Source organism: Nocardiopsis dassonvillei (assembly GCF_964273065.1).
Taxonomy (GTDB): Bacteria; Actinomycetota; Actinomycetes; order Streptosporangiales; family Streptosporangiaceae; genus Nocardiopsis; species Nocardiopsis dassonvillei_B.
This window is the reverse complement of the sequence record NZ_OZ186815.1, coordinates 284,337-304,375: the sequence shown is the minus strand read 5'-3', so window position 1 is coordinate 304,375 and position 20,039 is coordinate 284,337. Positions and strand designations below refer to the sequence as shown.

20 protein-coding genes and 1 pseudogene are annotated in these 20,039 nt (G+C 72.1%); 11 read left to right on the top strand and 10 right to left on the bottom strand.

What is annotated here, in order from left to right; translation table 11 throughout:
- The first annotated feature begins 43 nt into the window (after window positions 1–43).
- Together ACSUPR_RS01430 and ACSUPR_RS01425 are read left to right on the top strand one after the other, a co-directional pair.
- On the top strand, window positions 44–1,312 hold the full coding sequence (locus ACSUPR_RS01430; RefSeq protein WP_436888816.1) for a histidine kinase: 1,269 nt from the start codon (window positions 44–46) through the stop codon (window positions 1,310–1,312).
- The gene (locus tag ACSUPR_RS01425) at window positions 1,264–1,911 is read left to right on the top strand and encodes a response regulator (RefSeq protein ID WP_436888814.1); all 648 of its coding nucleotides are present in this window, start codon (window positions 1,264–1,266) and stop codon (window positions 1,909–1,911) included. Before ACSUPR_RS01430 ends, ACSUPR_RS01425 begins: the two co-directional genes overlap by 49 nt.
- A gap of 51 nt (window positions 1,912–1,962) precedes the next feature.
- Here the strand turns inward: ACSUPR_RS01425 and ACSUPR_RS01420 are convergent, their stop codons facing one another.
- The 5 genes from ACSUPR_RS01420 to ACSUPR_RS01400 form a co-directional block, all read right to left on the bottom strand.
- Complete coding sequence (locus ACSUPR_RS01420) at window positions 1,963–3,954, bottom strand: AMP-binding protein (protein ID WP_436892195.1); 1,992 nt, start codon at window positions 3,952–3,954, stop codon at window positions 1,963–1,965.
- A gap of 205 nt (window positions 3,955–4,159) precedes the next feature.
- Window positions 4,160–5,434, bottom strand: coding sequence for a multidrug effflux MFS transporter (locus ACSUPR_RS01415; RefSeq protein WP_436888812.1), 1,275 nt, complete (start codon window positions 5,432–5,434; stop codon window positions 4,160–4,162).
- Window positions 5,435–5,610: 176 nt separating this feature from the next.
- A complete protein-coding gene (locus ACSUPR_RS01410; protein ID WP_436888810.1) occupies window positions 5,611–6,045 on the bottom strand; it encodes a DUF3037 domain-containing protein in 435 nt (144 codons plus the stop codon).
- The gene (locus ACSUPR_RS01405; RefSeq protein ID WP_436892194.1) at window positions 6,042–6,731 is read right to left on the bottom strand and encodes a HipA family kinase; all 690 of its coding nucleotides are present in this window, start codon (window positions 6,729–6,731) and stop codon (window positions 6,042–6,044) included. Before ACSUPR_RS01405 ends, ACSUPR_RS01410 begins: the two co-directional genes overlap by 4 nt.
- Window positions 6,732–7,082: 351 nt before the next feature.
- Window positions 7,083–7,787: a hypothetical protein gene (locus ACSUPR_RS01400; protein ID WP_436888808.1), complete on the bottom strand. Its 705-nt coding sequence runs from the start codon at window positions 7,785–7,787 to the stop codon at window positions 7,083–7,085.
- Window positions 7,788–7,939: 152 nt separating this feature from the next.
- Between ACSUPR_RS01400 and ACSUPR_RS01395 the strand changes: the two genes are divergently transcribed.
- The 5 genes from ACSUPR_RS01395 to ACSUPR_RS01375 all read left to right on the top strand — a co-directional run bounded on the left by ACSUPR_RS01395 (window position 7,940) and on the right by ACSUPR_RS01375 (window position 12,587).
- Window positions 7,940–9,004: an AAA family ATPase gene (locus tag ACSUPR_RS01395; RefSeq protein WP_436888807.1), complete on the top strand. Its 1,065-nt coding sequence runs from the start codon at window positions 7,940–7,942 to the stop codon at window positions 9,002–9,004.
- A 6-nt stretch (window positions 9,005–9,010) separates the two neighbouring features.
- A complete protein-coding gene (locus tag ACSUPR_RS01390; protein ID WP_436888805.1) occupies window positions 9,011–9,964 on the top strand; it encodes a DUF58 domain-containing protein in 954 nt (317 codons plus the stop codon).
- A 34-nt stretch (window positions 9,965–9,998) separates the two neighbouring features.
- Entirely contained in the window at window positions 9,999–10,946 is a 948-nt protein-coding gene (locus ACSUPR_RS01385; protein ID WP_436888803.1) for a VWA domain-containing protein, read from the top strand.
- 154 nt (window positions 10,947–11,100) lie between these two features.
- Window positions 11,101–11,829, top strand: coding sequence for an HAD family hydrolase (locus ACSUPR_RS01380; RefSeq protein WP_436888801.1), 729 nt, complete (start codon window positions 11,101–11,103; stop codon window positions 11,827–11,829).
- Window positions 11,826–12,587, top strand: a complete 762-nt coding sequence (locus ACSUPR_RS01375) for an NUDIX hydrolase (protein ID WP_436888799.1) — start codon at window positions 11,826–11,828, stop codon at window positions 12,585–12,587. Before ACSUPR_RS01380 ends, ACSUPR_RS01375 begins: the two co-directional genes overlap by 4 nt.
- A 14-nt stretch (window positions 12,588–12,601) precedes the next feature.
- Here the strand turns inward: ACSUPR_RS01375 and ACSUPR_RS01370 are convergent, their stop codons facing one another.
- The 3 genes and pseudogenes from ACSUPR_RS01370 to ACSUPR_RS01360 all read right to left on the bottom strand — a co-directional run.
- Window positions 12,602–13,876, bottom strand: coding sequence for an APC family permease (locus ACSUPR_RS01370; protein ID WP_436892193.1), 1,275 nt, complete (start codon window positions 13,874–13,876; stop codon window positions 12,602–12,604).
- Window positions 13,877–14,108: 232 nt separating this feature from the next.
- Entirely contained in the window at window positions 14,109–14,387 is a 279-nt protein-coding gene (locus tag ACSUPR_RS01365) for a DUF1876 domain-containing protein (RefSeq protein ID WP_436892192.1), read from the bottom strand.
- A gap of 108 nt (window positions 14,388–14,495) precedes the next feature.
- Window positions 14,496–14,615: pseudogene (locus ACSUPR_RS01360) on the bottom strand (DUF1918 domain-containing protein); the annotation flags it as partial.
- A gap of 140 nt (window positions 14,616–14,755) precedes the next feature.
- On the opposite strand from ACSUPR_RS01360, the gene ACSUPR_RS01355 reads away from it, so the two are divergent.
- The 4 genes from ACSUPR_RS01355 (at window position 14,756) to ACSUPR_RS01340 (ending at window position 18,791) form a co-directional block, all read left to right on the top strand.
- A complete protein-coding gene (locus ACSUPR_RS01355) occupies window positions 14,756–15,391 on the top strand; it encodes a class I SAM-dependent methyltransferase (protein ID WP_436888797.1) in 636 nt (211 codons plus the stop codon).
- A gap of 187 nt (window positions 15,392–15,578) precedes the next feature.
- Window positions 15,579–16,139, top strand: coding sequence for a TrmH family RNA methyltransferase (locus ACSUPR_RS01350; RefSeq protein WP_436888795.1), 561 nt, complete (start codon window positions 15,579–15,581; stop codon window positions 16,137–16,139).
- 262 nt (window positions 16,140–16,401) lie between these two features.
- Entirely contained in the window at window positions 16,402–17,784 is a 1,383-nt protein-coding gene (locus ACSUPR_RS01345; RefSeq protein WP_436888793.1) for a hemolysin family protein, read from the top strand.
- The gene (locus ACSUPR_RS01340) at window positions 17,781–18,791 is read left to right on the top strand and encodes a hemolysin family protein (RefSeq protein WP_436888791.1); all 1,011 of its coding nucleotides are present in this window, start codon (window positions 17,781–17,783) and stop codon (window positions 18,789–18,791) included. The genes ACSUPR_RS01345 and ACSUPR_RS01340 overlap by 4 nt, the downstream gene beginning before the upstream one ends.
- 143 nt (window positions 18,792–18,934) lie before the next feature.
- Here the strand turns inward: ACSUPR_RS01340 and ACSUPR_RS01335 are convergent, their stop codons facing one another.
- The gene (locus ACSUPR_RS01335; RefSeq protein WP_436888789.1) at window positions 18,935–19,363 is read right to left on the bottom strand and encodes an organic hydroperoxide resistance protein; all 429 of its coding nucleotides are present in this window, start codon (window positions 19,361–19,363) and stop codon (window positions 18,935–18,937) included.
- Window positions 19,364–19,428: 65 nt separating this feature from the next.
- A complete protein-coding gene (locus ACSUPR_RS01330) occupies window positions 19,429–19,902 on the bottom strand; it encodes a MarR family winged helix-turn-helix transcriptional regulator (protein WP_436888787.1) in 474 nt (157 codons plus the stop codon).
- Window positions 19,903–20,039 lie beyond the last annotated feature (137 nt).

The window sequence follows — 20,039 nt, the reverse complement described above, 5'->3', positions numbered from 1 at the left end:
CAATGGAGACCACCACACCCGACGGAAGAGGACCCGACCCACCATGGCCACCGCACACCACCACCGCGCAGGCCCCCTCACCACCCTGGCCTACCTCTTCCTCCTCCTCTCCCAGAACGCCGCCGCCCTCCTCCTGCTCCCCCTCATCATCGCCTCCGCCGTCCTGTCCCTGCTGTGGATCGGCCTCCCCTTCATCATCCTCACCGGCCACCTCCTACGAACCCTCGCCGACAGCCAACGCCGCACCCTCACCCACCTCGACCACCACCGCCCCGTCCACTCCGGCTACCGCCCCATGCCCCCCACCGGCATCAACCGCCGCGCCAGCACGATCATCACCGACCCCGCCACCTGGAAAGACCTCCTCTGGCTCATCACCGGAACCATCAACATCCTCCTCATCGCCCTCCCCCTCACCCTCATCGCCCACGGCACCTACATCACCCTCCACACCCTCACCCTCATCCCCACCCCCGACCTCTACGGCACCTACACCCCCACCAACACCACCGAACGACTCCTCCTCCTCATCCCCGCCACCCTCCTCATCGCCCTGGGCGCCGCCCTGGCCACCCCCGCCCTACGCCTCTACACCGCCTTCAACCGCCTCCTCCTGCAACCCTCCGAGAAAGCCCGCCTCACCGCCCGCGTCGCCCACCTCGCCACCAGCCGCGCCAACACCATCGACACCCAGGCAGCCGAGATCCGCCGCATCGAACGCGACCTCCACGACGGCGCCCAAGCCCGCCTCGTCGCCCTGGGCATGAACCTCGGCATGGCCGAACAGATCATCGAACACGACCCCGCCGCCGCCCGCGCCATGCTCACCGAAGCCCGCGAAACCACCCGCACCGCACTCATCGAACTCCGCGACCTCGTCCGCGGTATCCACCCACCCGTCCTCGTCGAACGCGGACTCCACGGAGCCGTCCACGCCCTCGCCCTCACCCACCACCTCCCCATCACCGTCACCATCGACCTGCCCGCCCGCCCCGCCGACCCCGTCGAATCCGCCGCCTACTTCGCCATCGCCGAACTCCTCACCAACACCGCCAAACACGCCGACGCCACCCACGCATGGGTCCACATCAACCATGGCAACGACCGCCTCGTCATCACCGTCACCGACAACGGCCACGGCGGCGCCGACGCCGCCCCCGGCAGCGGACTCTCTGGCATCCACCGCCGCATCGACGCCTTCGATGGCACGATGAACATCACCAGCCCCACCGGCGGACCCACCATCGTCACCCTGGAGATCCCATGCGCGTTGTCATCGCCGAAGACCTCGCCCTCCTCCGAGAAGGCCTGATCAAACTCCTCCAAGCCCACCAGTTCACCGTCGTCGCCGCCGTCGACAACGGCCCCGACCTCCACAAAGCCCTCACCGAACACCGACCCGACGTCGCCGTCGTCGACGTACGCCTGCCCCCCACCTTCACCGACGAAGGCCTCCAGGCCGCCATCTCCGCCCGCGCCCAGATCCCCGGCCTGCCCATCCTCGTCCTGTCCCAGCACGTCGAACAGCTCTACGCCCGCGAACTCCTCTCCGACGACACCGGCGGCGTCGGCTACCTCCTCAAAGACCGCGTCTTCGACATCGGCCAGTTCATCGAAGCCGTCCGCCGCGTCGCCGCCGGCGGCACCGCCATGGACCCCGCCGTCATCTCCCAGCTCCTCGCCCGCCAGGACAGCCAAGGACCCCTGGGCCAACTCACCCCCCGCGAACGCGAAGTCCTCTCCGAAATGGCCGAAGGCCGCTCCAACTCCGCCATCGCCGGACGCCTCTACATCACCGAAAAAGCCGTCAGCAAACACATCAACAACATCTTCACCAAACTCGACCTGCCCCCCTCCTCCGACGACAGCCGCCGCGTCCTGGCCGTCCTCGCCTACCTCAACGGCCAGTGAGCACAGAAAAGACCCCGGGGCACCACGCCCCGGGGCCCGCACCGCACACCCCTACTGCTCCCGACGCACCCGGTACAACCCGTCGATCTCCTCCGAGAACGCCCGCAACACCGCCTCGCGCCGCAGCTCACCCGAAGGATGCACCAACCCCGACTGCACCGTGAACTCCTCCGCCAGCACATGGAACGACCGCACCGCCAGATGCCGCGGCACACTCCGGTTGGCCTCGTACACCAACCCCTGCACCTCCCGCAGAAGATCCCGATCCCCCGCGATCTCCTCCGGCGCCATCGACAACGGCCGGCCGTTCACCAAACGCCAGTACTCCAACTGGTCCCGCACCAACGTGATCAGCGCACTCGCGAAAGGCCGACCCTCCACGATCACCAACACCTGACTGATCAACGGATGCGACCGCAACCGCGCCTCGAACCCCGCCACCAGCTCCGCATCCGACACCTCCCGCGGCTCCGGCTCCGACTCCGCCTGCGCACCCACCACCGGCAGCGCCACCGTCGCATCGGGCTCGGGCACCGGACGCACCACCCCCGCCGGCTCAGGCCGCGCCTCCTCCACCACCGGAGCCGCCTCCTCCACCACCGGAGCACCCTGCGCCGCGAACCGGCCCGGCACCTCCGCCACCGCCGCCTGAGCCCGCAACCGGCCGCTCACCCACACGAACCCGTCACCGTCCACCGACCCCGCCACACCCGACGCCAGCCACCCCTCCCGGAACGCCGACACCGTCGCCGCCTCATCACCCCAGTACCCCGAGAACACCGCACCCCCGCGCACATGGGCCTCACCCTCACGCGACACCCACACCTCACGCCCCTCCAGGGCACGGCCCACCGAACCCGGCACCCGCGCCCCCACCGCGTTCGCCGCGAACGCCCCGGCCGTCTCCGCCGTACCGAACACCTGCACCACCGGAACCCCCACACCCCCGTAGAAGGAGTCCAACCGGTCCGACAGCCCCCCACCCCAGCACACCGCCAGGTGCACCCGGTCCCCCAGCACCTCGCGCACCTTCGCGAACTGCCAGTCGTACATCGACCGCGACAACCGCTGCCACGCCCCCTTCTTCGGCGAACGGTCGAACTGCACCGCCGCGTCCACCGCCGAATTGAACGTCCCCAGCGAATCCCACCCCGTCGACCGGGCGCTGCCCCGCTCCCCCTCGAAGACCTCCTCCAACACCCGCGCACCGCACACCAGCACCGACGGACGGAACCCCCGCACCCGCTCCAGGAACCGCCCGCCACCCCCCAACCCCAACCGCACCCGGCCCACCACACACGCCAGCACCGTCGCCAGACCCTGCACCTGCGACAAAGCCGCATCCGACAGGGCCGACGCCTTCCCCGGACCCAGCTCCGCCACCCGCGGACCCACCCGGTCCACCAGATCCGCCGCGGCCTCCAACAGCGCCCCGTGCGTCAGCACCACACCGCGCATCCACCGCGACACCGTGCTCACCGGATACAGCACCACCGCCGCATCCCCCGGCCCCGTCGCATCCCGCCGGAAACGCACCGACGAGGCGTCCATGTACGCACCCAGCGACACCACCTCCGCCAGACCCGGCTCGAACCGCCACACCCGGCCCAGATCCGGCAGCTCCCGCTGCAACGCAGCCATCACCCGCAGCGGACCCTCACCCTCCACCACAGCAGCCGCAGGACGCGTCTGACGCACCGCATGCACCACACGCTCCGGCGCCGCCGACACCGGCAACGGCACCAGCACCGCCCGCACCGACCACACCGCGAACGCCAACCGCACCCAGTCCACATGATCGGCGCACATCACCAGCACCCGATCGCCCTCGCCCACACCCGCGGCCACCAGGCCCTTGGCCACACCCGTCACATCCGTGGCGAAGCCACCGGCGCTCACCGCAGCCCAACCTCCCCGACGCCCCTGGTCCGGCACCGAGAACAACTCCGCGTGCGCATCCTCGGTCGCCATCTCGTAGACCAGGTCGCTCAACCCGGACAACCCCCGGGCCCACCCACCGGGGCCGACACCCGCCTCGCCCATGACCACAGACCACTCATCCTCAAAGCCGCGTCGAAGAACACGGACCCCACCGGCCCGCATGACAGACATCCCACACCAAGGGGGAAATAGTTCCCCTACAATGCCGAACCTCCCCCACCCACGGCAACATGGAGAGAACCACAAACAAAAGGCCCCACGACCCCCCGCAACATGGGGTCATGGGGCCTTCGCACACCCGAACCGATCACACCCGGGCACGCACCACCGAACGCACCGTCCACACGAACGACACACCCGCCAGCACCGCAGCACCCACCATCACCGACGCCATACTCACCAACGACGCCTCACCCGACGGCGTCAACCCCGCCAGAGCCGCCACACCACCGCCCAGAGCGAACTGCAGCGCACCCATCAGCGCCGACGCCGTACCCGCCACCGACGCCGGCTGACCGTCCAACACCGTCACCGTCGCGTTGGGCATGATGAACCCCGTGCTGAACATCATCAGCGCCAGAAGGCCCACCACCATCCACAACGACGCCGCCCCCACCAGCGCCAGAACCAGCAGACCCGACACCGCACCCAGACCCACGACCAGGCCCAACCCCAGACGCCGCAACGTCTCCATCCGACCCACCAGGAAACCGTTCACCTGCGTCCCCGCCAACATCCCCAGCGAGTTCACCGCGAACAGCCACGCATACGTCTGGGCCGACACCCCCAGCTCCTGCTGCGCCACGAACGAGAACGCCGACACGTACGTGAACAGCATCCCGAAACCCAGCCCCAGCGTCAGCACCGGACCCACGAACCGCGGCTGGCGCACCAACCCGGCCACCGTCCCCGCCAGCACCCGCGGACCCTGCGCACGGCGCTCCCCCACCGGCAGCGACTCCGGCAACCACACCAGCACCAGCACGAAACTCACCGCCGACATCGCGGCCAGCACCCAGAAACTCAACTGCCACGGACCCACCAGCAGCAACTGCGCACCCGCCAACGGCGCCAACAGCGGAGCCAGCATCATCACCAGCGCCAGCCGCGAGAAGAACCGCACCGCGTCATCGCCCTTGAAAAGGTCCCGCACCACCGCACGCGAGACCACCGCACCCGCCGCACCGGCCACACCCTGCACGAACCGCAGCACCACGAACACCGTCACATCCGGCACGAACACGCACAGCACCGAAGTCACCGTGAACACCGCACCGCCCACCAGCAGCGGCCCCCGCCGCCCCCAGGCATCACTCATCGGACCGATCACCAGCTGGCCCACCGCCAACCCCAGCATGATCGAGGTCAACGTCAGCTGGATCTGCGCCTCGGACGCCCCCAGCTCCCCGGCGATCTGCGGGAACGCCGGCAGGTACATGTCCGTGGCCAGCGGGCCGACCGCGGCCAGCACACCCAGCACCAGCACCAGCAACACCACCGACCGCCGGGGGCGCACGACCCGGGGCGCACCCGGGTCCGCCACCGGTCCGACGGCCACCTCGGGGGAGTTCGGGGACTGCACAGGCCACTCCAAAGAATCTCGACGCCGGTCGAGGAAAAGTACGGACAGGAGAAAGGGCCCCGGTGCGTGGGAGCGCACCCAGAAGAAGGGGGCCACTCCATCCCAACACCGGGACCCTCGGAAAGTCTCCTCGTTTATCCCAGAACAGCCTGTGACATCCGTTACTGCACGACCCGCTACCTTACGAGCCGGTCCAGCAACCGCTCCACCTCGGCCCCCGGATCCTCCGTCAACCCCCCGTGGATCGGCCCCGGCTGCACGATCGTGCTCCGCGGAGCCGTCAACCACCGGAACCGCTGCCCCGGCCGCTCCCGGCCCGCCGCACCCGCCACCGCACCGCCCCGGCACAGAGCCTCCACCGCCGCCAGGGCACGCCGCACCCCGGCCACGTCCACCCCCGGATCCAACGCCAGCAACCGGGCCTGGTCCACCTCCGCACGGGCCGCCAGGAACGCCCGCTCCTGGCAGTACACGATCACCCCCGCGTTCACACACTCACCGCGCTCCACCCGGGGCACCACCCGCAACAGCGCGTACTCGAACACCGCACGGTCCCGCTCCTCGCCCACCCGGCCCGTCGTCACCGCGTCGCTGTACCTGCGCACACTCACCGCCCCACCTCCGGCAGCCACGAACGGTCCGCCACCCGCGCCGCCAGGTGCCGCACGTACGCCTCACGCACCGCCCCGGACGAAGCGAACCCCGCCTCGCCCTCCAACCACACATCGGGCACCAGCCCCACCACGTCCCGCAACAGCTCCTCCGTCACCAGCGGCGCCAGCACCGCGTCGGCGGCCGCCAGATCCGGAGCCGACGCCGCCAGCACGTGGTCGGAGGCGTCGTAGGCGCGGCCGACGAACCGGTCGGCGCCCGCCCACGCGTGGTGGAAGATCAGCGTGGCCCCGTGGTCGATCAGGTACGGCTCCCCGTGCCAGACCACCATGTTCGGGTTGCGCCAGGAGCGGTCCACATTGCCGGTCAGCGCGTCGAACCACAGCACCCGCCCGGCCAGACCCGGATCCACCTCGAAAGCGAGCGGGTCGAACCCCAGCGCCCCCGGCAGGAAGTCCATCCCCAGGTTGAGGCCGCCGCTGGCCTTGAGCAGCTCCTGCACCTCCTGGTCGGGCTCGCCCCGCGCGATCACCGCGTCGAACTCCACCAGGGCCAGCTCCGGGACCGGCAGCCCCAGCGCACGTCCCAGCTCACCGGTGATGACCTCCGCCACCAGGGTCTTGCGCCCCTGGCCCGCCCCGATGAACTTCACGACGTACATGCCGAGGTCGTCGGCCTCCACCAACCCGGGCAGCGAACCGCCCTCGCGCAGCGGTAGGACGTACCGCGTGCCTGTCACTTCTTTCAGCGCCTTCACCACGGCGACCAGCCTAGGACCTCCCCGGCCCCACCCCTTCACCGGTAGCGCCTCCACCGGTCCCGCTACGGGCCTCTCAGCCCCTTCCCGGCGGCACGACCGTCGGCGCGACACGCCGACGATGCACTGCCCCGGGATTTCAGGGGGAGTGTGCGGCGTAGCCGCACTCCTTCTTTTTCTTTTGGATGTGTTCAAACAGAAATCACGCCGCCTTTACGACGTAGATTTCTATGGGGGAGAACGACCGCCCGGCCGCGGAACGCGGCAGGGCGGCACGAGTCACAGGTTCTCCGCGGGATCCTCACTCCAGCCCTCCTCGCCCTCCCCCGGCGTGGGCACCACCGGCGTCGAGGGGCTCCCCTGCCCCTCCTCGCCCTCGGAGGGAACATCCTCCCCGGGCTCCCCCGAAGGCCCCTCCTCCGGCACCGGCTGCCCCGGAGCGGGCATCTCCGGCGGGGGGAACTGCAGCATGAACCAGTACAGCAAGGCCACCAGGGCCAGGATCAGCAGCAGGACCGCGCCCAGCCCGCCGATCAGCCACCAGTTGCCCCTCCCCTCCTCCACCGCGCTGTCGCGGCGCCCCGCCCACGGCGCCCACGGCACGGCGGGCCCCGACCTGGGACCCGCCCAGTGCGGCATCACCACCGGCCCCCGGGCGGCGATCCGCCCCGGCCGGCCGGCCCGCTCCAGGAACCGACCGGCCCCCTCCCCGCCGCCGGCGACCGCCACCCAGAGCACCGAACGGCCCTGGGTGCGCGCCGCCAGCACACCGCCGTCGGCCCGCACCGCCTCGGCGAACCGCTCCCGCGCCTGCGGGTCGGCCACCGCGCCCGGGTTCAGCACCGCCACCTCCACCGGCGCACCCTCGCGGTCGCACCCCGCGTACACCACACCCAGTGCGGACTCCCCCGCCCGCCCCTGGAGCCGGAAAGCACCCAGCTGCCGCGGATCGCCCGCCTGCAGACCCATCACGGGAGCCGTCACACCCCCCACCCCCTCATCTACCGCGTCCCCTCCGCCCCCCGGGCGCGTTGTACACCGGACCGATGCCCCCGGAGCGGGTAGTCTCGCCCACAGGTGAGTGATCCACAACCTATCCGGCGCCCCGGCGGGGCGCCGTGCCCGGAAGGCGGAACATGGCACAGACCTCACCCGGCAACGGCGCACCCCCCTCGGGCTCCGAGGGCGCCCCGGGCGAGCCCACCCGGCTGCTGCGCGCGGCGCTGCACGAGGTGTCCACGGTCATCGTCGGCCAGGAGCGCATGGTGGAGCGCTCCCTCATCGCCCTGGTCGCCAAGGGCCACTGCCTCATCGAGGGAGTGCCCGGCATCGCCAAGACCCTGGCGGTGTCCACCCTGGCCAAGGTCACCGGCGGCTCCTTCGCCCGCATCCAGTTCACCCCCGACCTGGTCCCCTCCGACATCGTCGGCACCCGCATCTACCACCCCTCCACCGAGAAGTTCGACGTGGAACTGGGCCCGGTCTTCGCCAACTTCGTCCTGGCGGACGAGATCAACCGCGCCCCCGCCAAGGTGCAGTCGGCCCTGCTGGAGGTCATGGCCGAACGACAGGTCTCCCTGGGCGGCACCACCCACCCCCTCCCCTCCCCGTTCATCGTCATCGCCACACAGAACCCCGTGGAGTCCGAGGGCGTCTACCCCCTGCCCGAGGCCCAGCGCGACCGGTTCCTGATGAAGATCGACGTCGGCCACCCCCGCGCCCACGAGGAGATGGAGATCCTGCGCCGGATGTCCACCACCCCGCCCACCGCCCACCAGGTCCTGGACCCGGTCACCCTGGGCGAACTCCAGGCCGACGCCGAACGCGTCCACGTCCACCAGCTCATCGCCGACTACGTCGTGCGCCTGGTCATGGCCACCCGCGAACCCGAGGCCCACCAGATGCCCGACCTGCGCGGCGTCCTGGAGGTCGGCGCCAGCCCCCGCGCCACCCTGGGCCTGGTGGCCGCCGCCCGCGCCCTGGCACTGCTGCGCGGACGCGACTACGTCCTGCCCGACGACGTACGGGTCCTGGCCCGCGACGTGATCGCCCACCGCCTGGTCCTCACCTTCGACGCCCTGGCCGACGGGGTCACCGCGCTGCAGGTGGTCGACCGCATCCTGGCGGCGGTACCCGCCCCCAGGGTCATCTGGGACGAACCCCCCAGCGGGGAGACCGCCTCCTTCGTCGCCCGCAAGTGAGGCACCGTGACCTCCCTGGGAACCGACCCCCGGCTGCGCTCGGCCCTGCGCCGCCTGGACCTGCGCATCGTGCACCGCCTGGAAGGCCTGCTGCACGGTGAGCACCTGGGCCTGCGCCTGGGGCCGGGCTCCGAGGCCGCCGAGGCCCGCCTCTACCAGCCGGGCGAGGACGACGTGCGCCGTATGGACTGGGCGGTGACCGCCCGTACCGACACCCCGCACGTACGCGACCTGGTCGCCGACCGGGAACTGGAGAGCTGGACCCTGCTGGACCTGTCGGCGAGCATGGACTTCGGCACCGAACGGCACCTCAAACGCGAGGTGGCGGTGGGCGCCATGGTCGCCGTTACCCTGCTGACCCAGCGCGTCGCCGACCGGTTCGGGGCGCACTTCCTGCACCGGGGCGTCATCCGCCGCTGGCCCGCCCGCTCGGGCAACGAGGCCCTGCTGTCGCTGCTGGCGACGGTGTCGGCGGCCCCCACCGGGGACGGACCCGGCGGCGGGGCGGGGCTGGCCGAAGCGATCGAGGACCTGGCGCGGACCCGGCGCCGCCGCGGCCTGCGCGTGGTGGTCTCCGACTTCCTGGGCACCCCCGCCTTCGGCGGTCAGGTGCCCTGGGAGCGGCCCATGTCGCGGCTGGCCTCCCGCCACCAGGTCCTGGTCGTGGAGGTCGTCGACCCCCGTGAGCTGGACCTGCCCGAGGTGGGGGACGTCACCCTGCGCGACCCGGTCACCGGCCGGGTGCGCGACGTGCGCCTGACCCGCCCTGTGCGCGAACGCTACCGCGAGGCGGCCCGCGCCCAGCGCGAGGAGGTCCGCCGGGCCCTGCGCCGCTGCGGGGTGCACCACCTGGTGCTGCGGACCGACCGTGATTGGGTACTGGACATTGCACGGTTCGTGATCCACCAGAGGCGGACCGCGCACCGACTGTCCCGGCACACGCCGGGGACGACGCGATGAGGGCGGGCCGGGCCCACAGAAGGGGGATTGGTCGATGACCTTCCTGGAACCCGAGCGGCTGTGGTGGCTGCTGCTGCTCGTCCCGCTGGTGGCGGCCTACGTGTTCGCCCAGGCCCAGCGGCGCGAGTACACGGTGCGGTTCACCAACCTGTCCCTGCTGGACCAGGTCGTACCCCACCGGCCCGACGTGCGCAGGCACGTGCCCGCGGTGCTGTTCACCGCGGCGCTGGGGGTGCTGCTCACCTCGATGGCGCTCCCGGCGATGCCGGTGGAGCAGCCCCGCGAGCGGGCCACGATCATGGTGGTGGTGGACGTGTCCCTGTCGATGGCGGCCACCGACATCGAACCGGACCGGATGCGGGCGGCCAAGGAGTCGGCGCAGGGGTTCGTGGAGACGCTCCCGGACCGGTTCAACGTGGGCCTGGTGGCGTTCTCGGCGCAGGCCACGGTGGTGTCCTCCCCCACCCAGGACCACCAGGCGGTGGTGGGGTCGATCGAGAACCTCCAGATGGGACCGGGAACGGCCATCGGCGAGGGGGTGTTCGCGGCCCTGGAGTCCATCCGCGGGTTCGACGAGGACGCCCAGCAGGACCCGCCGCCGTCGGCGATCGTGCTGCTCTCGGACGGGGAGAACACCAGCGGGCGGGAGATCGACCAGGCCTCGGCCGCGGCCCGGGACGCGGGCGTGCCGGTGTCCACGATCGCCTTCGGCACCGGGGCGGCGATGATCGACATCGACGGCTACCAGGTGCCGGCCGACATCGACAAGGAGGCGCTGCAGGAGCTGGCGCAGGTGACCGAGGGGCACTTCTACGAGGCCGAGAGCGGCAACGAGCTGGACGACGTCTACGAGGACATCGGCTCCTCGCTGGGCACCGAGACCGTGCACGAGGAGATCGTCACACGGTTCGTGCTGGTGGCCATCGTGCTGGCGCTGGCCACCGCGGTGACGTCGCTGCTGTGGTTCCAGCGCCTGCCCTGAGGGCGTCCCGCGGCCCCGCGACGTGCGGCGATGAACCCCCCGGACCGTTGCATGTGATCCTGCACACATCCGATTCGGAGGGGTTTACCCCTTTTCCGTCACCTGTACGGGTTAGCGTGGGCATGTTTTGTCATGCCCACCCAGTTGAGGAACGATGCCGAACATACCCGCTGCCCCGGCCGCCATCTGCTTCGATCTGGACGACACCCTGATCGACGACACCGCCGCGTCCTCCGCCGGACTGCGAGCCCTCATGGAGCGGATCGGACACCCGGACTTCGGCGCCGCCCGGACCCTGTGGGACGTCCAGACCGAGATCTCCTTCGGCGCCTACCTGCGCGGCGACATGTCCCTGGAGGACCAGCGCCGCGAACGCATCCGCGCCCTGGCCGTCCAGGCCGGGCACGCCGGCATCGCCGACCAGCACTGCGACGAGCTCTACCGCCTCTACCTCGACGTGCACCGCTCCGCCTGGCAGGTCTTCCCCGACACCGTCCCCGCCCTGAACGCCCTCGCCTCCGCCGGATACCGCCTGGCCGTCCTCACCAACGGCATCGAGGCCCTCCAGCACGCCAAGCTCCAGGCCCTGGAACTCACCCCCTACTTCCACACCGTCGTGTGCGCCGACACCGCCGGCGCCGGCAAGCCCGACCCGCGCATCTTCCACCTCACCGCCCAGCGCCTGGGCATCGACCCCGCCGCCTGCTGGCACGTCGGCGACCAGATCCACTCCGACGGCGTGGGCGCCGTCGCCTCCCGCATGCGCCCCATCATGATCGACCGCCACCACGGCCGCCGCTACGAGGGCGTCACCACCGTCCACACCCTCGACGAGCTGCTGCGCCTGGTCGGTCTGCCCTCGGCGACCGCGGGCTCGCTGTGAACCCCGCCCTGCCCCGCCGGGTCACCGTGCACCTGCTCTTCCGCACTCCCGCCGGACCCCGCCTGCTGGGCGCCCGCGTCCTGTACGGCCAGGACCCCGCGACCCTGGCCCGCACCCTGGGCGGCCTGCCCCCCGACGCCCCCCTCCGGGCCCTGGACGTGATCACCGAGGTCGCCTCCACCCCGGGCCGCAACCCCACCCCCCTGCACGTGGACCGCGTGGTGTTCGCCACCCCCGACGCCGCCGCCCACTGGCCCGCGATCCTGCCGCCCCAGGGACTCGAACCCGGCCTGGCCGAACTCCTGCCCGAGGAGCCCGAACCGGAGGGCCCCCTGCCCCGGCTGCGCCGCATGGCCTCCTACGGCGTCGTCACCGACCCCGCCGGACGCATCATGCTCAGCCTCATCGCCGACGGCTTCCCCGGCGCCGGCACCTGGCACCTGCCCGGCGGCGGCGTCGACGCCGGCGAGGACGTGCGCTCCGCCCTGCGCCGCGAGGTCCTGGAGGAGACCGGCCAGCACGGCGTCGTGGGCCGCCTCATCACCGTCTCCAGCCACCACCGCACCCCGCCCAACGCCGGCGAGGTGTACGCGGTGTGGGTCTTCTCCCACGTCCACGTCGCGCACCCCGCGCCCGCCCGCGTCCTGGAGAAGGGCGGATCCACCGCCGACTGCGCCTGGTTCACCCCGGAGCAGCTCGCCGGCCTGCGCCTGTCCACCACCACCCGCCGCGGCCTGGAGTTCCTCATCCGCGGCTGAACCCCGCCGGCCGCCTACCCGCCCGCGCGGGCGGCCAGGCGGTCGCGCACCCACCACAGGGCCGCGCCCGCCGCCAGCACCCCCGCACCCGCCGCGACCACCCCCAGCGGCAGGCTGCACGCCAACACCACGCACCCCACCAACCCGCCCAGGGGCACCGGCAGCGGCGGCCGCGGCTCATCAGGCCCCAACCGCAGCGCCGAGGCGTTGGCGATCGCGTAGTACACCAGCACCCCGAACGCGGAGAAGGAGATCGCCCCGGCCAGGTCGGTGGACAGCACCACGCCCACCACCACCGCGCCGACCACCGCCTCGGCGTACACCGGCACCCCCCGCCGCCCCGCACGGCGCGCCAGCACCCCGGGCAGGTGCCCGTCCGCGGCCATCGCCGCACCCGTACGGGTCACCTCCACCAGAAGCGTCACCAGCGCCCCCAGGCAGGCCAGGGCCGCACCCGCGGCCACCACCGGCACCGCCCACTCCAGCCCCGCCACCCGCACCACGTCCGCCAACGGCGCAGAGGAACCGATCAACCGCTCCCGCCCCAGCACGATCAGCGTCCCGGTCCCCACCACCAGGTAGATCCCCAGCACCCCGCCCAGCGACAGGGCGATGGCCCGCGCGATCGTGGTCTGCGGATCGCGGACCCGCCCGCCCAGCGTCGCCACCCGCGCGTACCCCGCGAACGCGAAGAAGATCATCCCCGCCGCCCCCAGCACGCCGAACGAGCCCGGCCACGGCCCCAGCCCGTCGACCTGGGCCAGAGCGGCCAGGCGCCCGCTCGCCGGCATCGCGGCCACCACGCCGGCCAGCACCGCCAGCACCGCCACCAGCAGCACCTTCACCACCAGCGTCGAGCGCCGCACCCGCAGGTGCCCCACCGCGCCCATCACCACGACCGCGGCCACCGCCGCCGGCCGCTCCCACCCCGGCAGCACGTAGGCGCCGAACGTGAGCGCCACCGCCGCACACGACGCCAGCTTGCCCACCACGAACGACCACCCGGCCAGGTACCCCCACAGCTCGCCCAGCCGCTCACGCCCGTACACATAGGCGCCGCCCGACTCAGGATGGCGGGCCGCCAGACGAGCACACGACACCGCGTTGCAGTAGGCCACCAGCCCGGCGATCAGGATCGCCACGGGCAGCCACGCCCCGGCCCCCCGGGCCGCCGGCGCGAACACCGAGAACACCCCGGCTCCCAGCATCGCGCCCGCGCCGATGGCGACCGCGTCGACGGTGCCGAGCGCCCGTGAGGGGCCGGCCTGCGGTGATGAGGTGGTCAACAGGGCGTCTCCTTGCCTGATGGACGTCGATGGCGGGCGCCGGGCCCGAAGTCTCCTTCCCGGTCGACGCTTCGAGTCTGCCCGATGCCGGTGACCGGACAGTGCGTTCCCGGCATGACGGCGGTGGCCACTTTCGGTCCGCGGGGCACCGCCCCCGTGCCGCGGACACGAGGAGGCCCCCGGCCCTCACAGGGACCGGGGGCCGACCCGCCCGCCGCCGGGGCGGCACCCCTCCTCAGGTGGGCCGCCACGGCGTACCGGTGTTGTCGTTGATGTCCTCGGCCGCGACCTGCCGCAGCTGACGCGACAGGTCCGACAGCGCCCGCGAGACCGCCAGCTCCTCACCGATCTCGGGAACGTCCAGGTCCATCGGGTGCTTGCGCGCCATCCCGTGGCCGCGCAGCGCCGTACCGTCGTCGGCGACCATCCCCACCTCCGCCCACGTACGGGCGGCGTCGCCCTCGTTCTCCTCCGAGATCACCACGTCGACGTTCCAGCGCTTGGTCGTGTGCATCTGCTCCCCCTCCGTGCCGGCCCCGGCCCCCGCACCGGGCGCCTGCTCGATGTGCGCGTCCGGCCCCGGGTAGACCAGGGCGTCGTGCCCCTGCCCGGCGTCGGACCAGTGCACCTGGTACGGGGGCTGCCCTCCGCTGCCCCGCACCCCGGTGACGACCCCGGTCCGGCGGTGCGCGTCCGCGCGCTGACTCTCGATGACCAGACGGTCTCCTACATGTGCTCGCATGGGCTCCCCCGACCAACCTCGGATACCTCCATCTTCGGCACCCCCGGCCGGGTCGTACCGGGGCTTGGCCCGTCGTTTCCCGCAGCATGCGAGGTTTTTGCCGGGCACCGCGCACGCGCCGGTGCTGGTAGCGTCACGGCGTGGCCCAGCACTACTTCGACTCCGACCCGGACGCCGCCAGCCGTCCCTCCACCGCGGACCTGGTCCTGCCCGACCTGCACCTGCGGCTGCACACCGACCGCGGGGTGTTCTCCCCCGACAAGGTCGACCTGGGCACCCGCGTCCTGCTGGAGTCGGTCCCGGCCCCGCCCGCCCGGGGGCGGCTGCTGGACGTGGGCTGCGGCTACGGGCCGATCGCGCTGACCCTGGCCTCCCGGGCCCCCGGCGCCCAGGTGCTGGGGGTGGACGTCAACTCCCGCGCGGTGGGCCTGGCCCGCCGCAACGCCGCCGAGCACGGCCTGGGCAACGCCCGGTTCGCGGCCGTCACCCCCGGGGGGGAGCCCGCCGAGGACGACGCCCCCGACCTGTCCGGCCCCTTCGACGCGATCTGGTCCAACCCGCCCATCCGGATCGGCAAGGACGCCCTGCACACCCTGCTGCGCGTGTGGCTGGGACGGCTCTCGGAGCAGGGCACCGCCCACCTGGTGGTCCAGCGCCACCTGGGCGCCGACTCCCTCCACACGTGGCTGCGGGCCCAGGGGTTCCCCACCGAGCGCGTCGCATCCCGGGCGGGCTTCCGGGTCCTGGCCGTGCGCCGCGCCGACACGCGGTCCTGACCGCCGCCGACCGCCGTCCCGGGTGCGACACGCCCCGCGGCACCGGGGCGCGCGCACGCCCGCAGAGCACCTTGTGCCCCGTTGTGTCCACTCACACGTGCGTCCGCGGATCCCGCCCGGTAACCTGGTGCGCACACCCGGTCCCGGGTGTTCATCCACGCACATCCCGCCGAGGAACACACCGCAGTTGAGCACGCAGTTGCGCCCCACCGACGTCAAACGCCTGAACCGCCAGTGGCGCAGGAGCACCCAGGGGCGCCTGGCCCTGATCGTCGAGTCGGTCACCCAGCCCTACAACCTGGGCTCGATCCTGCGCACCTGCGCCACCCTGGGCGTCGACCGCCTCTGGCTGGCCGGCAACAGCGCCGACCCGCTGGACCCCAAGGTCGGCAAGACCTCCCTGGGCACCGCCGCCAAGGTCGACCACGTCCGGGCCGGATCCACCGCCGAGGCCCTGGCCGCCGCCCGCGCCGACGGCTACAAGGTCCTCGCCCTGGAACTGGCCTCGGGCGCCGTGCCGCTGCACGCCGCCCCGCTGGACGGCGACGTGTGCCTGGCCGTGGGCGCCGAGGACCACGGCTGCTCCCCCGCCCTGCTGGCGGGCGCGGACGCCCTCACCTACATCCCGCAGATCGGGCGGGTGGGATCGCTGAACGTGGCCGTGGCCACCGCGATCGCGCTCGCCGAGGCCCGTCGTCGCGAATGGGCCTCGCTCGGTGGTGAGGCCGACGCTCCGATCGGGAACTGAGGGGGCACGGGAACTTCTTCCCGCCCTCCTTCGTCCTTGATCGCGTAGCAGGCTTCACACCTGCCACAGCCGTACCACACGGCATTCATCCTGAGCGCAGCAGCGCAGAGAGAGGAAAAGTGGACCCGTCCCGAAGTACCGGCAGCATCCCCACGGGATGCTGCGCACCCGAAACCGACGAGCCTCCTTCTTCCGGGGGCACGCACCCTCGTAGAGCCGTTCCCGGTCGCGCCGGGAACACCACCCAGGCGGTGCGTGCCCGATGATGAGCACCGTTCTCAGTATCGGCCTGGGGATCCTGGTGGTCTTCCTGATCACCGTGGCGACGGGATACTTCGTCGCCCAGGAATTCGGCTACATGGCCGTGGACCGCTCCCGTCTGCGGGCGCGGGCCTCGGCGGGTGACGCCGGCGCCAAGCGGGCGCTGGCCATCACCAACCGCACCTCGTTCATGCTCTCCGGTGCCCAGCTGGGCATCACGGTCACCGCACTGCTCGTCGGCTACGTCGCCGAGCCGCTGATCGGTGAGGGCGTCGGCGAACTCCTCGGCGGCGTCGGGGTGCCCACGGGCATCGGCGTCGCCCTCGGCACCGTGCTGGCCCTGCTGTTCTCGACCGTCGTCCAGATGGTCTTCGGCGAGCTCTTCCCCAAGAACCTGGCCATCGCCCGGCCCGAGCCGGTGGCGCGCGCCCTGGCACTGTCCACGGGGATCTACCTCAGGATCTTCGGCCCGGTCATCTGGCTGTTCGACCAGGCGGCGATCCTGCTCCTGAAGCTGGTCCGGATCGAACCGGTGGAGGACGTCCAGCACGCGGCGACCCCGCGCGACCTGGAGAGCATCATCGCCGAGTCCAAGGAGAGCGGTGACCTGCCCGCGGAGCTGTCCACCCTGCTGGACCGCACCCTGGACTTCCACGAGAGCACCGCCGGGCACGCGATGATCCCGCGCCCGGAGGTGACCACGGTGGAGGAGGGCGACCCGGTCAGCCGGGTCGTGGAGCTCATGGCCTCCGACCACTCCCGCTTCCCGGTCCTGGGCGACGGCGTCGACGACATCGTGGGCGTCATCTGCCTGCGCGACGTACTGGCCCTGGGCGACCGCGACCTGGAGCACGTCAAGGTCAGCGAGATCGCCCGGCCCACCGTCATGGTCCCGGCGTCGCTGCCGCTGCCGGGCGTGCTCGACCAGCTGCGCGAGGCGAACGAGGAGTTCGCCTGCGTGGTGGACGAGTACGGCGGCCTGGCCGGTGTGATCACCACCGAGGACCTGGCCGAGGAGCTGGTCGGCGAGATCGCCGACGAGCACACACCGGACGAGGAGGCTCCGGCCCACCTGGACGCCGAGGGCTCCTACCTGGTCCCGGGCGGTCTGCACATCGACGAGGTCGAGCGGCTGATCGAGCACGACCTGCCCGAGGGCGACTACGAGACGCTGGGCGGCCTGGTCATCCACGAGCTGCACCGGCTGCCGGAGGTGGGCGACACCATCGTGCTGGCGCTGCCGCGTCCGGTCAGCGCCCAGGACGAGGACCCCGACATGGTGCTGTCCCTGCGGGTGTCCTCCGTCCAGCGGCACGTGCCGCACACGGTGGAGGTCCGTCTGCAGGAGGCCGGCTCCGACCAGGCCGCGGAGGTGCGCGCATGAGCGACATGAACATCTGGGTGGCGCTCGCGCTGACCGCCGTCATCATCGCGTTGAGCGCGTTCTTCGTCGCGATCGAGTTCGCGCTGGTCGCGGCCCGCCGCTACCGGTTGGAGGAGGCCGCCAAGTCCAGCGCCTCGGCACGGGCCGCCGTCAAGAGCGCCCGGGACCTGTCGCTGCTGCTGGCCGGGTCCCAGCTGGGGATCACGCTGTGCGCGCTGGCGCTGGGCGCGATCTCCAAGCCCGCTGTGCACCACCTGCTGGAGCCGCTGTTCGGCGGCCTGCCCGGCGCGGTGGGGTACGCGGTGTCGTTCGTCCTCTCCCTGATCGTGGTGACGTTCCTGCACCTGGTCGTGGGCGAGATGGCCCCCAAGTCGTGGGCGATCTCCCACCCGGAGAAGTCGGCGATCATGCTGGCGATCCCGATGCGGGCGTTCATGTGGTTCACCCGCCCGCTGCTGCTGGCCCTGAACGGGATGGCCAACTGGTGCCTGCACCGGTTCGGGGTCGAGGCCGTGGACGAGATGCACTCGGGCCACAACCCCGAGGACGTCCGGGAACTGGTGGAGCACTCGGCCAAGGCCGGTGCGCTGGACCCCGAGCGCCGCGACCAGCTGGCCACGGCGCTGGAGGTCAACTCCCGTCCGCTGAGCGAGATCGTCACCCCCAGCGGGGAGATCGCCTCGGTGGGGCCCGACGACGGTGTGGAGGAGATCAAGCGGGTCTCGCGCGATTCCTCGCACCTGCGTCTGGTGGTCATGGACGGAGGGGTCCCGGTGGGCGTGCTGCACGTGCGCGAGGCGCTGACGAGCCCGGCGGGGACGACCGCCGCGGACCTGATGCGCCCGGTACTGACGCTGTCCGCGGACACACCGATGTACGCTGCGATGAGCATCATGCGCGAGAGCCGCAGCCACCTGTCCCTGGTGGAGGAGGACGGCGAGACCATCGGTCTGGTCACCCTCCAGGACATCCTGGACCGGCTGCTGCTGCTGGACACCGCCGCCTGAGGGTGAGGTGAGGGGGCCCGGGGTCGTAGGACCCCGGGCCCCCTCCGCGTCCCACGGGCGCCTGAGGCGGACACGTCGGGCCTGCGGGGCCGAACGCGCGAAGGGGGCGCCCCACCGGGACGCCCCCTCACCGCGGTGCGGCCTCAGACGGCCTTGGCCGACAGCTTCACCTCGATGTTGCCGCGGGTCGCGCGGGAGTACGGGCACATCTGGTGGGCGGCCTCGACCAGCTCCTCGGCCTTGGCCTGGTCCACACCCGGGATGGTCACGTCCAGCTCCACCTCCAGGTCCAGACCCTCCTCGGACTTGCCCAGGCTGACGTGGGCCTCGATGGAGGACCCGTCCACGCTCGTCTTGTCCTTGCGGGCCACGGCCTTCAGGGCGCCGTGGAAGCACGCCGCGTAGCCGACCGCGAAGAGCTGCTCGGGGTTGGTGCCGGGGCCGTCGTCGCCGCCCATGCCCTTGGGCACGGACAGGTCGACGTCCAGGCGGCCGTCGGCGGTCGTGCCGTGACCCTTGCGGCCCTCGCCGGTGACGGTGGCCTGGGCGGTGTACATGACCTCGTATGCCATGGATTCCTCTCCTTCGGGCTCCCCGCGGAGCCCGTCTCGGTGTGTGTCGTCCCCGGGCGCCGGTCCTACCCCCGCGTGCCGCAGGCGCGGCGGGCCGCCGCGCGCTCCACGGAGCGGGTGACCCCGTTCAGCACGCCGATCAGCTCGCGCACCCCCTCGGTGGGCACCTCGGCGGCGCAGACCAGCTGCTCGGGGATGTCCAGGGCCTGCTCCCGCAGGGCGCGGCCGCGGCCGGTCAGGCCGATCTCGACGACGCGCTCGTCCGCGGCGCTGCGGGTGCGGGTGATCATCCCCGCCCCCTCCAGCCGGCGCAGCAGCGGCGACAGGGTGCCCGAGTCCAGGTGCAGGACCCGGCTGAGCCCCTTGACGCTGAGGGTTCCGTGCTCCCACAGCGCGAGCATGACCAGGTACTGGGGGTAGGTCAGGCCCAGGCCGCCCAGCAGCTCCCGGTAGAGCCCGGTCAGGGCGCGGGAGGCGGCGTACAGGGAGAAGCACAGCTGGTTGTCCAGGGCGAGCGGATCGTCCTCGGTCTCGGCCACGGTCTCCCCCTCCGTCCTGTCCCCGGGTGCGCTCACACCGTAACAGCCTTCGATTGCCCACAACAAGATTGCGTGCAAACTTTTTTGCGGGCGTGGGGCACCCCGGGCGGGGCGGGCCCGCCGGGCCCGCCCCGCAC

What these genes read in the sequence shown, in the direction of transcription:
- ACSUPR_RS01335 (WP_436888789.1), bottom strand. Translation starts at nt 19,363, where the DNA reads ATGGCATACGAGGTCATGTACACCGCCCAGGCCACCGTCACCGGCGAG.
- ACSUPR_RS01345 (WP_436888793.1), top strand. Translation starts at nt 16,402, where the DNA reads ATGATGAGCACCGTTCTCAGTATCGGCCTGGGGATCCTGGTGGTCTTC.
- ACSUPR_RS01365 (WP_436892192.1), bottom strand. Translation starts at nt 14,387, where the DNA reads ATGCACACGACCAAGCGCTGGAACGTCGACGTGGTGATCTCGGAGGAG.
- ACSUPR_RS01430 (WP_436888816.1), top strand. Translation starts at nt 44, where the DNA reads ATGGCCACCGCACACCACCACCGCGCAGGCCCCCTCACCACCCTGGCC.
- ACSUPR_RS01425 (WP_436888814.1), top strand. Translation starts at nt 1,264, where the DNA reads ATGCGCGTTGTCATCGCCGAAGACCTCGCCCTCCTCCGAGAAGGCCTG.
- ACSUPR_RS01395 (WP_436888807.1), top strand. Translation starts at nt 7,940, where the DNA reads ATGGCACAGACCTCACCCGGCAACGGCGCACCCCCCTCGGGCTCCGAG.
- ACSUPR_RS01385 (WP_436888803.1), top strand. Translation starts at nt 9,999, where the DNA reads ATGACCTTCCTGGAACCCGAGCGGCTGTGGTGGCTGCTGCTGCTCGTC.
- ACSUPR_RS01340 (WP_436888791.1), top strand. Translation starts at nt 17,781, where the DNA reads ATGAGCGACATGAACATCTGGGTGGCGCTCGCGCTGACCGCCGTCATC.
- ACSUPR_RS01380 (WP_436888801.1), top strand. Translation starts at nt 11,101, where the DNA reads ATGCCGAACATACCCGCTGCCCCGGCCGCCATCTGCTTCGATCTGGAC.
- ACSUPR_RS01420 (WP_436892195.1), bottom strand. Translation starts at nt 3,954, where the DNA reads ATGGGCGAGGCGGGTGTCGGCCCCGGTGGGTGGGCCCGGGGGTTGTCC.